General features: G+C 60.3%; 13 protein-coding genes, 1 pseudogene and 1 other annotated feature (1 of these 15 only partly in view). Of the genes and pseudogenes, 6 read left to right on the top strand and 8 right to left on the bottom strand.

Going from position 1 to position 12,530, the window contains the following annotated elements:
* Positions 1–15: a sequence feature (sul1 is cis-regulatory element that is thought to sense ions involved in sulfur or methionine metabolism; They are found in Alphaproteobacteria), on the top strand; it begins 41 nt to the left of the window's first position.
* An 82-nt stretch (positions 16–97) separates the two neighbouring features.
* Positions 98–1,579, top strand: a complete 1,482-nt coding sequence (locus tag LDB29_RS25500) for a SulP family inorganic anion transporter (protein ID WP_257558314.1) — start codon at positions 98–100, stop codon at positions 1,577–1,579.
* Between the two features lie 340 nt (positions 1,580–1,919).
* Here LDB29_RS25500 and LDB29_RS25505 read toward each other — a convergent pair.
* The 5 genes and pseudogenes from LDB29_RS25505 to LDB29_RS25525 all read right to left on the bottom strand — a co-directional run bounded on the left by LDB29_RS25505 (position 1,920) and on the right by LDB29_RS25525 (position 4,620).
* Positions 1,920–2,958: pseudogene (locus LDB29_RS25505) on the bottom strand (IS110 family transposase).
* Between the two features lie 188 nt (positions 2,959–3,146).
* Positions 3,147–3,476 (bottom strand): type II toxin-antitoxin system RelE/ParE family toxin, encoded by a 330-nt coding sequence (locus tag LDB29_RS25510; protein WP_257558316.1) that lies wholly within the window; start codon positions 3,474–3,476, stop codon positions 3,147–3,149.
* On the bottom strand, positions 3,473–3,706 hold the full coding sequence (locus LDB29_RS25515; protein WP_257558509.1) for a ribbon-helix-helix domain-containing protein: 234 nt from the start codon (positions 3,704–3,706) through the stop codon (positions 3,473–3,475). Before LDB29_RS25515 ends, LDB29_RS25510 begins: the two co-directional genes overlap by 4 nt.
* A 333-nt stretch (positions 3,707–4,039) precedes the next feature.
* Positions 4,040–4,327 carry a HigA family addiction module antitoxin gene (locus tag LDB29_RS25520; RefSeq protein ID WP_257558318.1) on the bottom strand — a complete coding sequence of 96 codons (288 nt, stop codon included), beginning with the start codon at positions 4,325–4,327 and terminating at the stop codon, positions 4,040–4,042.
* Between the two features lie 11 nt (positions 4,328–4,338).
* Positions 4,339–4,620, bottom strand: a complete 282-nt coding sequence (locus tag LDB29_RS25525; protein WP_257558321.1) for a type II toxin-antitoxin system RelE/ParE family toxin — start codon at positions 4,618–4,620, stop codon at positions 4,339–4,341.
* Positions 4,621–5,001: 381 nt separating this feature from the next.
* Between LDB29_RS25525 and LDB29_RS25530 the strand changes: the two genes are divergently transcribed.
* A complete protein-coding gene (locus LDB29_RS25530) occupies positions 5,002–5,250 on the top strand; it encodes a type II toxin-antitoxin system ParD family antitoxin (protein ID WP_013848646.1) in 249 nt (82 codons plus the stop codon).
* Positions 5,247–5,552, top strand: coding sequence for a type II toxin-antitoxin system RelE/ParE family toxin (locus LDB29_RS25535; RefSeq protein ID WP_257558325.1), 306 nt, complete (start codon positions 5,247–5,249; stop codon positions 5,550–5,552). Before LDB29_RS25530 ends, LDB29_RS25535 begins: the two co-directional genes overlap by 4 nt.
* 97 nt (positions 5,553–5,649) lie before the next feature.
* Here LDB29_RS25535 and LDB29_RS25540 read toward each other — a convergent pair whose 3' ends face one another.
* The 3 genes from LDB29_RS25540 to LDB29_RS25550 form a co-directional block, all read right to left on the bottom strand.
* Positions 5,650–6,246, bottom strand: coding sequence for a hypothetical protein (locus tag LDB29_RS25540; RefSeq protein WP_257558326.1), 597 nt, complete (start codon positions 6,244–6,246; stop codon positions 5,650–5,652).
* Positions 6,247–6,264: 18 nt separating this feature from the next.
* Complete coding sequence (locus LDB29_RS25545; protein WP_257558327.1) at positions 6,265–8,556, bottom strand: S8 family peptidase; 2,292 nt, start codon at positions 8,554–8,556, stop codon at positions 6,265–6,267.
* Positions 8,557–8,683: 127 nt separating this feature from the next.
* Positions 8,684–9,754: an ATP-binding protein gene (locus LDB29_RS25550; RefSeq protein ID WP_257558328.1), complete on the bottom strand. Its 1,071-nt coding sequence runs from the start codon at positions 9,752–9,754 to the stop codon at positions 8,684–8,686.
* A 234-nt stretch (positions 9,755–9,988) separates the two neighbouring features.
* Between LDB29_RS25550 and LDB29_RS25555 the strand changes: the two genes are divergently transcribed.
* The 3 genes from LDB29_RS25555 to LDB29_RS25565 are packed head-to-tail and all read left to right on the top strand — an operon-like array spanning position 9,989 to position 12,510.
* On the top strand, positions 9,989–10,684 hold the full coding sequence (locus tag LDB29_RS25555; protein ID WP_257558329.1) for a hypothetical protein: 696 nt from the start codon (positions 9,989–9,991) through the stop codon (positions 10,682–10,684).
* A 33-nt stretch (positions 10,685–10,717) separates the two neighbouring features.
* Positions 10,718–12,115, top strand: coding sequence for a hypothetical protein (locus tag LDB29_RS25560; RefSeq protein ID WP_257558330.1), 1,398 nt, complete (start codon positions 10,718–10,720; stop codon positions 12,113–12,115).
* Positions 12,112–12,510: a hypothetical protein gene (locus LDB29_RS25565; RefSeq protein WP_257558331.1), complete on the top strand. Its 399-nt coding sequence runs from the start codon at positions 12,112–12,114 to the stop codon at positions 12,508–12,510. The genes LDB29_RS25560 and LDB29_RS25565 overlap by 4 nt, the downstream gene beginning before the upstream one ends.
* Positions 12,511–12,530 lie beyond the last annotated feature (20 nt).

A 12,530-nucleotide genomic window follows, 5' to 3' on the forward strand; every position in this document is an offset into this window, starting at 1 on the left:
ATCCGCCGGACAACGTTCGTCGCATCGGATTGTTCGGAGCCGTTTTCGATCAGCTCCCCCCTGACCAGTCCTATCGCGCCCTCGTCGGGCTCCCAGCATGAACAGCACCGCTATGGCGCGTTACCGCGCTGAATGGTTGGACGGCGCCGCCAACGCCCGCCGCGACGTGCTCGCCGGCATGGTCGGCACCTTTGCCCTGATCCCCGAGGTTATCGCCTTCTCCTTTGTTGCGGGTGTCGACCCGCAAGTGGGGCTGTTTGCGTCCTTCATGATCGGCATCATCATTGCTTTTGCAGGTGGACGGCCTGCCATGATCTCCGGCGCGGCGGGATCGGTCGCCCTTGTCGCGGCAGCGCTGGTCCATGCCCATGGGCTCCAATATCTGCTCGCCGCGACGCTGCTTGCCGGACTGCTCCAGATCGCCTTCGGGCTGATGAAACTGGACATATTGATGCGCTTCGTATCGCGTTCGGTGCGGACAGGCTTCGTCAATGCGCTCGCCATCCTCATCTTCTCGGCGCAGGTACCGCAGATGCTGAACGTCAGCTGGCACAGCTATGCGATGATTGCGGGCGGCCTTGCGATCATCTACCTGGCGCCCCGGATCATAACGGCCATTCCCTCGCCGCTCATCTGCATCCTCGTCCTGACGGCGGTCAGTATCGCATTCCCCATGCCCATCCACACGGTCGCCGATCTTGGCCGCCTGCCGTCATCCTTGCCCTGGCTGACATGGCCGGACGTGCCGGTCGGGTGGGGGACCCTTCGTATCGTTCTGCCTTATGCGGCCGCCATGGCGGCGGTTGGCCTTCTTGAATCCATGATGACCGCCAGCGTCGTCGACGATTTGACCGAAACCACCAGCAACAAGGCGCGCGAGTGCACCGGCCTTGGCCTTGCCAATGTCGCGGCCGGGTTGTTCGGGGGCATCGCCGGCTGCGGCATGATCGGGCAGACGGTGGGCAATGTTCGCTATGGCGGTCGCGGGCGGCTCTCCACCCTTGTAGCGGGCGTCTTTCTCCTCCTCGTCATGGTGCCGCTTCGCCCTTGGGTTGCGCAGGTGCCGGTAGCGGCGCTCGTCGCGATCATGATCATGGTATCGATCAGCACCTTCTCCTGGGTCTCGATCCGCGACCTCGCCCGCCATCCCAAGGTGTCGGGCATCGTGATGGTGGCGACCGTCATCGTGACCGTTGCTACGCATGATCTCTCGGCGGGCGTCGCGGTGGGCGTGTTGCTGAGCGGCGTGTTCTTCGCCTTCAAGGTGACGCGCATGATGGAGGTCACGTCCACTTATGATGAGGCCACCGACACCCGCACCTACATTGTCGCAGGCCAGATCTTCTTTGCGAGCGCTGACATTTTCGCCGACCGCTTCGACCTGCGTGACTCGGCCTCCCATGTCCGCATCGACCTGACCGCCAGCCATTTGTGGGACATCACGGCAGTGGGCGCGCTGGAGGAGGTTGTCACCAGGATGAGGCGCCATGGCATCGCGGTCGAAGTTATTGGCCTCAATCAGGCGAGTTCGATCCTTGTCGATCGATTGGCACCGACGGTCGCTGCCACAATCCCCTGACAGAGCGGGAAAGTGCAGGGCGAAGTGGCCTTTCCGTGCCGTTCAGGACCCATTTTCCATGTTTAGCCACGGAAGGGCGTCTGTGGATGGCTCCCGCGTTGCAAGCGTAAAGTGATGATCTGGCCGTTGGTCGGGTGCAGTCGTCTGTCCGGCCTGGTGATGCAGTCGGTGCAGACTGCTGGCCCTGATGGTGTCCGCGAACAAGGTCCGATCGGCTTTGCAGGCTATGACGCCTAAGACCTTCCTTGGGTTGTCCTTGCTCCCGGTCCGACCGGTTGTGCCATCACGTCCTTCGCTCTCACAACCTCGTGAAGCTGATCTCCTCAGCTAAGTTCGTGATCTACGCTGCCGTCAGCATAGGCGCATGTCCGCGTTCGAAGACGCCGCCGCGAGCCATGACCGCCCATGCGATCCGCGCCATCTTGTTGGCGATCGCGACCGAGGCGACGCGCGCAGGCTTTCTGACGAGCAGGGCGACGAAGCGCGGATCGACCGTTTCTGGTTTTTGCTTGGCGTATCGGACCAGCGCGGTAGCGCCGACGACCAAAAGCGCACGCAAATACCTGTCGCCCATCTTGGTAATCCGCCCCAAGCGTTCCTTGCCGCCGCTCGAACTCTGCCGTGGGGTCGGCCCCAGCCAGGCGGCAAACTGGCGCCCCGATGAGAACAGCCCTGGATCAGTTACCGACGCGGCAAGCGCGGTCGCGCCGATTGGCCCGATACCAGGGATCGTCGCTAGGCGCCGCGCCCTGTCGTCGCTTCGCTGCAGAGCGGCGAGACGCAAATCGAGCTTGCGCAACTGGACATGAAGCTGGAGCAGTTGTCCTGCCAGCATGGCGACGACGTTCGCTGCTTCGGCTGGCAAGTCGAGCTCGGACTCGCCGTCAACGATCTGTCGCGCCATCTGCAGTGCCTTCATGATCCCGACCGGGATGGCGATGCCCAGCTCGGCGAGCACGCCGCGCATCATGTTGACCAGCTGCGTGCGTTGCTTGATCAACAGGCTGCGCACGCGATGCAGCGACAGCGCCGCCTGCTGCTCGCGCGACTTGACGGGGACAAACCGCATCGTCTGACGCGTGACCGCTTCACAGATCGCTTGGCATCGGCGGCATCGTTCTTACCGCGCTTCACATAAGGCTTCACATGGCCGCCGGCATCAGCCGCACCACATGACCCAGCCTGATCAGTTCGCGCGCCCAGTGATGCGATGTCCCACAGACCTCGGCGCCTACCAGACACGGCGGCAGCTTCTCGAAGAATGGCAGCATCTGCGATCGCCGCAGCGCCTTGCGAATGACAACCTCACCGGTCGCGCTGATACCGTGAATCTGAAAAACGTTCTTGGCCAAATCCAGGCCGATTGTGCTAATCTCCATGGCGGGTGGCTCCTTGCTGGGGTTGCATGACAGCAAACCCATCTTGGCACTTAGATGCCGTGAGCGGGAGCCATCCACCTCATCCGCTTTTCCATCCTGGACACCCCGCATTAGCCGCTTGCAGACGCTCGACTTTCCGTACAGATGCCACAGTGTAGCTGCTCATGGATCATTCCGGCCAGCGTGTGCTAATATTCGTCTGGATCGTCGAGCCAAGCCGGCATGTCTCGACGCGCATCAAAGACGCGCCATACATCAATGTGGTCATCTCGTTCGACATAGAAGACAAGCCACGGAAAGCGGGCAAGCCGCCGATGTCGCAGACCCGGCAAATTCAACTCATGCGCGTAGCGCGGCGAGCCGATACCGGGATACTCAGCGATCGCGCAGTAGGCCGCTTCGAGCGCCTCGACGAAGTCGAGTGCGAGGTCCGGTCCACCCTCCCGCGCATAATAGTCGACGGCGCCCGTCACGTCGTCATGGGCTTGCTTGCGCGGAACGATCCGCTTTTCCGTCATATCGTGCCACGAGCCCGTGCGCGCAGCCCCTCGAAATAACCTTCATCAGCCGGAGCGCCCGGCGCCGATTCAGCACCGTCGAGCAACAGCCGACGCAGCCGCTGGCGGTCCTGATCCTTGCGGATCAGTTCGCGAACATATTCGCTACTCGTGCCGTAGCCGCGCCCGACGACCTGTTCGTCCACAAACGCCTTGAGTGTGTCAGGCAGTGAAATGTTCATCGTACTCATTACCGCCAACATAGGGGCTTTGGCAAAATTTGGCAAGATCGGTGCTCCCGTCCGAGCGATGAAAGTGGCGAGTAACAACGAGTGACTCGTATGCTTTGAATACAGCTGGCGAAGCGTCTCCGTGAGCGTGGGACCCCAAGCGCTCTATATGAATGGAGATGTGCAAGGCGCGCCAACCATCTGTACCAACCCTTATTTGCAGTAGACGGGTCGCTTTTCGATCTCCAGGGGCAGCTATCCAATCTACGCACCCAAACCTGCCGGAACCGACTTGGCAGCCTTCAGGTGGCCGAAGCGCAGAAAAAGGCTAGCGTTGCGCCCGCGCGTGGATAATCAAGCCGCCAGCAGCGGCTTGATTTCTTCGATGTCGGCGGCCTGGTCCATCAGCAAATCATAATGCGTCTGGAGGTTAAGCCAGAACTCCGGCGTCGTACCCAGTGCCTTGGACAGACGCTTGGCCGTGTCCGGCGTGACCGAAGTCCTCTCCTCGCACAGCCGCTCGATGCGAGTGCGGGGGACATGGATATGCTTCGCCAGCTTGCCAGCGGAAATGCCCATCTCCTCAAGGAACTCATGCTTGAGGATTTCGCCGGGATGGACCGGGGTTTTCAACATGGTCATGACGACTCCCTTCAATGATAATCCACGATTTCTACGTCTTGCGGGCCTCTGTCGGTCCAGACGAAACAGATACGCCATTGGTCGTTGATCCGGATCGAATGCTGGCCCGCACGGTCATCGGACAGTGCTTCCAGCCTGTTGCCCGGAGGCGACCGCAAGTCGTCCAGATTCACCGCCGCCTCAAACATAGCCAGCTTCCGCACAGCAGCCCGGAAGAAGTCGTCCGGGAAGCCTTTGCCCGGCTTGCCCACCAACACCTGTTCAACCAACTTCCCTTTGGCCCTCTGTATCATGAACTGATACGTATCATTTCATGATACAGAGCGCAAGAGGTTACCGGCCCTTCCGCTGATACCGTGAACCTGAAAAACGTTCTTGGCCAAGTCCAGGCCGATCGTGCTAATCTCCATGGCGGGTGGCTCCTTGCTCGGGTTGCATGACAGCAAATCCATTTTGGCACCTAGATGCCGTGAGCGGGAGCCATCCACCTCATCCGCTATGTTGGCGGCTGTACGACCCTTTGCCGTCATTCAACTGCTGATTTTTCACTCCCAGCTGCGGCTGGTCCGCTTTCCCGTTCCTAGCGCTCAACTCCGGCGCATTGCCGCCAACCAGCCACTAGCATCCGCACCGAAGATGCAATATGATAAAATCATATTGAAATGGAGGTAGACATGGCTGCGAAGGCAATCACGGTAACGCTTGGCGAAATGTCATCGCACGCGGAGCGCCATCTTGCGTCTGGCCGATATGCTTCTATGAGCGAAGTGATGCGAGCGGGTTTGCGCGCGCTGGATCGCGAAGAGGCTGTTTTGGATGAACTGGTGCGCGTCCGCGTTGCGGAAGCGCTAGCTGATCCCCGTCCCCCCATGCCGCTCGACAAGGCATTTGCGCAGGTTAGGGCCTCGATCGCCAAGGCATGACCTATGATGTGCAACTGTCGGCATTGGCGATCGAGGATTTGATTGCACTTCACCGATGGGTGAGCGTGGAAGCCGATATTCTCACGGCAGACGGCTACCTTGCCAGAATTGAAGAACGCATCGCGGCGTTGGCCGATTTTCCCCATCGCGGATCCCCCCGCGTTGACTTGGTGGCAGGTTTGCGGACGCTGACATTCGAGCGCCGCTTATTGATCGCATATAATGTGGACGGGAAGATCGTCACCGTCCAGCGCGTCATCAATGCATTTCGCGATCTGGCACCGATCCTTCAAAACTCTTGAATTGGCGTATGATTGCCGTTTCTGCTGTCGACCCTTGTCAGTCATTCAGCCGTCGATAGGCGCGCCCCACAAGCAGACTGTCGGCTTCCCCAACGTCTCACCGCATCCCTTCTCGTGGGAGTGTAGGATCACCAGCATCGGACCGGTGCCAATATTCCTTGCCCGCAGCAACTCCTGCTGATGTCAGAGCGTATCGGTTGATGCAGTCAGAGCGCATCGCGAGCAAGCCGAGACGAATTAGTGGCGCGACACTGCCGTCGCCAACCGATCGCTCACTGCGCTCATCCCCGCGAACCATCGTCCACCGCTTGCGACCATCCTCAATGAATGCTTCAATCTCGTCCGGATTTCTGTCCTGGACGGCCGTTGCTTCACCCAGTGCGGCTGACCAGCGCTGCGAAAAACAGATTGTCATGAAACTCAGCGTCCCCCGTGCCCGAGGAGGAATTTCCAGCCAGTCGATTGGCGCATCAGGTGAACCACGGAACGACATGCGATCGTCCAGCAGGGCTTCCTGCCCATAGACATAGGCCTTCACCATCGCCCGCTCTATCTCGCCAATCGTATTTTGGGTGACACCCCGTTTGCGTGCATCGCGATCCCTCGCAACGATGTCGCGCGCCACCTCACGGAACAGCGCCCGCATTTTTGACGATGGGCGCTCGGCTTTGGCAGGCTGCTTCTTTTCGGTCATGGTTGCTACATTTCAGCGTCAAACCGGCTGGCGCGGCGCAATGCCGAGGCGCTGCGCAACCTGGGTATAGAGATCCACGATGCCGGGCATGGCGATCGTGACGGCCAGACCGAAGGGCACCGCTTCATCGATTGGCGTGCCAGGGTCCGGATCACGCTGCACGACGAGGTCAACAAACATATCCGGTCCGACGACCGGCGCTTTGTTACCATCCCAGCAGCGCATGAATATGGTGCCGCGATTGGTCTGATTGCCGTCGGGTTGAAGGCTGCGCGGTGAAACGCTCAAAGTACCGGCCTCTGCCGGATCGAGCAGTTTGAGGCGGACGGATCTGTAACTTTTGCGTCCCGGTTGGACAGGTGTGAACCAAGCCAACGTAGCCGACAGGCTGTGCGGCCTGGCCTGACCGCTCATGACCACCGGTACAGGGACACGGATAGTGGCAACGCGATCGCGAGGGAGCTCTCCAACCGCCCAGAAAGTCGCGCGATCCTCTGCACACGCCACCGCGTCTTCGGCGTCGACATAGCCAAATCCGAGGAACCGCCTGATATTGTCCTTGATGTGGCTGTGATGCCCACCGACGGGACCGATAATCGCCTTGATCCGTGCCGCAATGTCATCGGGCCAGCGAGCAGGATGGACAAGCAGCGCCTTGAGCAGAACAGCTCGCTGAATGTGGGGCAGGCTGGCGAAGTCTGGATACGCCGCCTCCAGCGCGTCATGAATCCGATGACACGTACGCGATGCTAGAGCGGTCGCCCCGCTGGTGCCGCCCGAATAGGCTTCTGCTATTCCGATACCGCCGGTGCGAGGTGCCGCTACCTTTAGGCCAGCGGGGCGGGTAGAAGCCGCCGGCCTGACGAAGACATGGCCGTCGGTCCGTATCTGGCGAAGATGTTCGCGACCTCCCGGCATTAGAATGTCAGGTTTTACGGATCGGGCAAATCCGGGACCGAGCGCGCTCGATGGGTTGGCGGCCCGAATGCCCGGGAACGGGTCGATGATGGTGCGGGCAGCGCGACGATCAGCAGCGGACACCCAATCGTCGTTAGATGCGCCGACCGTCACTGCGTTGATTGCCTCAGATGGCGAAAACATACGCCGATCTGCCATGACATTGCCGATTGCGGTCAGCGTCCCGTCGCAACGAGTGGCAGCATTGGCGTCCTCGAAAGCCATTCCTGTCGCGAAAGCTGGAACACCGAAGGTCTCCCTCACATTTCCGGCACTCACTAGGAAAAGAATGCCATATCGGTACGCCAGTCGATCCAGCAGCCGTGCCCACGCCGATAGCGACGACTGAAAGGGACGCCGTTCGTTCCCCAGCGAGAGATTGACGATGAGCACGCCCGGCGCCGTCGCGGCCGCGCCTTCCCGCATCGCGCGAATGGCCAGATAGATGATATCGACGACAAGCCGTCGTGCCGGGAAGCGGTCCCCCGCCCCCATCACCGGAACAACGTGAATACGTCGCGGCAACGCCGGTGCAGGATTATTTCGGTCGCCATGGACGAGGAGGGACGCCATCGCTGTGCCATGAACGCGTTGGTCCACGGGCGCATGTGGTTCAAGATCGAATTGATCGTCTACGACGAGATGAGCTGCGAGCAGCGGATGCGCGGCTACCGGAACCCCGTCGAGCAGGGCCAGGATCGGATCGCGCAATTGTCCGACCGCTTCAGCTGCGCCGGCTTCTGTGACATCCTCGATCTCGATCGTCGTCGCCAGGCTTTGCGGGCGGATGTGCATGACTGGCTCAAGGCCGGCGATGCTGCCTTCTGCCCGGTCGATGATTTCGCGGATCGCGCGTACCGGCAAATCCACAAGCAAGGCATGATAGGCAATCTCGGGTAGCCGGGCACGTGAGATGATTTGCCCACCGCGCGCGGTCACTGCGGCGCGCACTTGATCTTCCCGTGCCTGAGCCTGATTCTCGGAGGCCCGATAGATCAGCTCGACCTCCAGCGGGACAAGCTCATCCTCGTCCCTTTCCTCGATCTCCTCGGCCAGAAAACCGGCGTCCAATTGCTGAACCCTGTCCTGTGGCCCCCATGGGCGCAGATCACGAAGCAGTTCGAACACGCCACGCCACGGCGTTTCCCCGAATTGCAGCTGATTTGCGTTCCAGCGCTGCCAAAGAGAGAGCAGCTCAGCGAGCGCGCGGGCGTCTGGAACAAGGAGATAGGCAATGGGCTCCTTGTCGTCGTCGCTGCCCAACTCCTCCTCATCGATCAATTCAAGGCCTGGCACGCGTTGAACCGCTGCGGCAAAATTGTTCACCGAGCCGCGAACTTCGAAAACGAGCAATCGTTCCGGGGCCAGGGCAGCCGGATCAGCGCGCAGCTCAAGTCCGCCGGGATCCCGCGCTAGCGCTTGGGCCAGACGATCAAATTTCGGCGCAAATGTGGCTTGCTGACGCTCTCGGGGGAAAGACTCAGGTGGCCGAGGAAATTTTTGCGGGCCGACGGGGCGTTGACTTGGCCGGCTCGGCGTCAGCCTCAGCAGGGGCTTGGATGGATCGCTCGGCATCTACATTCCCTGGCCGAACGCGAGACTTCCACAGCTCAAGCTCTTTCGCGAGCGCATCATCGATGCTGATCTCCCCCAAACCCAATATCTGCCTGCGCCGCACGTTCTGACAAAGGTCGAGCGCTTCAGCATAGCTGACCTCGCCAAGGCGCGCCGCAATCTTCTGCAATGTCATGCGTGGCGCTTCTGGCCAACCACAGATGATGCGATCCAGAAACACCTCCAGAAGTTTGCGATCTGGCTCCGGGAATGCCAGCCGCATCTGGAAACGGCGCCACACTGCACGATCAAGCAACTCGGCATGGTTGGTCGCCGCGATGACGATCACATACGGCGGCAGCTGATCGAGTTGCATGAGCAGGAATGAGACCACGCGCTTGATCTCGCCGGTTTCGTGCGTGTCGCCGCGTTCCTTGCCGATGGCATCGAACTCGTCGAAAAACAGAACGCTTGGCTGAGTGCGCACATAGTCGAAGAGTTTACGCAATCGCGCATTGGTCTCGCCAAGATAGCTGCCAATTAGCGCATCATAGCGTACGACGAAGAAGGGAAGGCCGAGGGCCTCCGCGATTGCCTCGGCGAAGGACGTCTTGCCGTTTCCGGGCGGGCCGGAGAGAAGGATCCGATGGCGCGGCTCATAGGCATGCGCCCGCAGAACATCGGCACGGACATGCTCTTCGATGAGCTGACGCCCGTTTTCGCGCGCTGGCAGGGAAAGGAGCAGATCGTCAAAGCGGACCCGAGGTTCGATCTCGATGATCGTATCCCGGCCTGGTCCCACCTGCGGCTGTGATGTAGTCAGGGGCGGCGGTGTGACGGGCACGGTGCCCAGGGCGCGCTCAATACGATCTGCGACGACGTGGTGCTTTTTCGCCCGTTCGTCCGCCACGATTGCCTCGGCCGCAGCACGCAACGTCTCGCGGTCACCAGCAACACTGGCGCGAACAAGAGAGACGAGATGATCGGCGCGGGCCATTTTATCGAGGTTCAATCCAGCAACTGGCAGCCGAAAATCCGGCCGCGATGAGAATCTAGTCAAAATTTCCGGCGCTGTAATCAATTAATCGCGGCCGGGCGAGATCCCTGCCCCACCGACAAGATTCGAGCGCCAAGGTCCGGCCGTTTCGCGGCGCGGTTGCGAGAATGGCCGTCGCAAACAATCCTTCACTACGATACGCTCATCCGGCGGCCAGTGCGACGGCGGGGGACGATGAAGCTCTATCGGCAACGGGAATGGAAGGCGTATTGCGCCGATCAGATCAAACTGCACGGTGGCAGGTGCGCCCATTGCCTGCACGGTTCCCCAGAAGTCGTGCTTCAGGTCCACCATCGGATCTATGTGAAAGGCCGGATGCCCTGGGAATATCCCTACGACGAATGCGATGTGCTCTGCCGTGGATGCCACGCCAAGGAGCACGGCATCATCATGCCGTCGAACGATTGGGAGTTAATCGCCCACGACGATCTTGGCGGCCTGGATGGGGAGTGTGAGCGATGCGAACAGCCGCTCCGCTATGCCCACATGGTGACACATCCAAACTGGGGCACGATGATTGTCGGCGAACAATGTGCCGACAAGCTCACGGAAAGTACGGTTGGGACTGAAGGCCATGCCGCGTTTCTCAATTATTTGAACCGCCGCAAAACCTTCGTTGATTCACCGAAATGGGACATCGCACCAAACGGCGGAAGGTCTATTGAACGCGCTGACATCGTGATTGAAATTGTGCCAACCGATGATGGAAAATTCCGCTTCAACTTGAACGATGTGAAAGGCAAGGGCGATCATAGGACACTGCTAGAAGCACAAATAAGCGCCTTTGATTACGTCGAAAGCGGGAAAGCAACTGAGTATCTGGCTGAACGAAGGCGGAGAATCGCCGAGCGGAATGCTGCCAATTCTTAATTCTGCCGTTAGGGTTTTTGGAAGAAGGTCAAGATGACGACGATCCTGCGCATTGGGGCTGTGCTGATACACCCCAGCGGCGACTACATGGGCAATCTGCTCTGGCCCGGCGTGCTGCCAGCGAAGCATCGCAAGGAACTATCTGCGGCGCTCGCCGCTATTTCCGCGCAGGGCTATTGGGCTAGCCCCTTTCCGGAAGGCGATGGTGTCACCTTCAAACGCTATGGCGAGACGCCCTATGATCCTGACGCTGCCCTCGCCGATTTTCGGGCTGCCTTCGGTTTTCTCGATCTCGAAGTGCTCGACTCCGGCGAAGGGCAGGCGCGGACTCTGGCACGGCTTGCGGGCGATCGAAAGATTACCTGCACCTGCCTGGTGCCGGTTGAAGGTTTGCACTTCGAAAAACCCTTCGACCTCGGAGAGACCCGCTTCCATGCACGGGTCGACGGCGAAGAAAATCGACTGACCAATCATGCCTGGCGCTCGCTGTGCGACGTGCCCGGCGCGGACGTGGACCCGAGTTGGACGCCCAATGCAAAGGCAAGCGGCACGACCGAGTTGCTCGCCTACCCGCTGATCGAACGGAAGATCGAGGTTCCGCTGTCGATCTTCTATGAGGCCGACGCCTCGTTCGACAGCCAATCACCACTGCTGCGGCTGGTCATGGAGGAGGCCGACCATTCGCTCGACCCGATCCGCTTCGGCCTTTGTCACTATCGCAAGCTCCAATATCTTCCCGCAAAAGCTGGCTGGATCGGAGAGACCGGGCTTGCCTATGTGATGCCGGAAGGGCGGGCGCTGAAAGCCCGCTACCTCCAAGGCAAGCCCTATGTGCTGCGGGTGTCGAACACTTGGCTGGGCCTAGAGGTCGACGGCGACGACCTGTCCTTTGCCGAACCACTTGCCGACATGATCATCGACAACCCGGCCAACGACGAAATTGCGCTGGCGCTGAAGGCTGCACTGCGCGCCTTCAACCGCTCCTTCTACTTGGTCGAACTTGAAGCATCGTTCCTGCACCTCGTCTATGCGATCGACGCGCTGTGCGAACCGGGCAAGCTTAAAGGTGATCGCCATCGCCTCTGGATCAGCGCGTTTGGATCTGGCGGGAACGCGGCACGGCTCGCGACGCTGCTGGCGGAGTTCGACCGACACTACAGCGTACGCAACCTTATCGTCCACGAGGGCGCGACATTCGCCGGCCTCGGTCTCGTCGGTGAGGAGCAGTGCCAATTCATGCTCGAATTGCTTAGCGCCTGTATCCTGACCTTCGTCCAGGAGGGATTCACGACGCGCGGGGCGGCAGCTGCATTTGCCTTCGATGCGCTGTCATCGCTGGCGATCACGCCGCATCTGACCGCAATGGCGTCCACGCAATTCAAGCTACCGCTGACTGCCGACAAGGAGTTCACAAAGCATATGCAACCATGACTGACAGCATTGATGAGGGCGCCGGCCTTGCACAAAGGTTGCTCCGGATCGATCGGCTGGAAAGTGAACTGACGCGCAAGGGAGCCGCCACGCTAGGCAAGAGCACCAACCTCGGCCATGCCGACTTTTTCCTCTGCGGCGCGATACGGCGGACACTGGCTCAGGCCCGTGGCTTCCGCGACCTCATCGAAGCGCGAAATTTTCCCTGCGCCGCCGCTATTCTGCGCCTCCAGATCGACACGGCAATGCGAATCAATGCACTGTCGCTGGTCGAAGACCCGGACGCGACCTGCAAAGCGGTGCTGGACGGAGAGAAATTTAACCGCCTGAAAGATCGCGACGGCAAGAAGATGTCCGATGCCTATCTGCGGGTGAGAACGGCGGTGCAAAATTAGACCACGGTGGCGGCGGCGAA

Source organism: Sphingobium sp. CFD-2, from assembly GCF_024611135.1.
In the GTDB taxonomy this organism is placed as follows: Bacteria; Pseudomonadota; Alphaproteobacteria; order Sphingomonadales; family Sphingomonadaceae; genus Sphingobium; species Sphingobium fuliginis.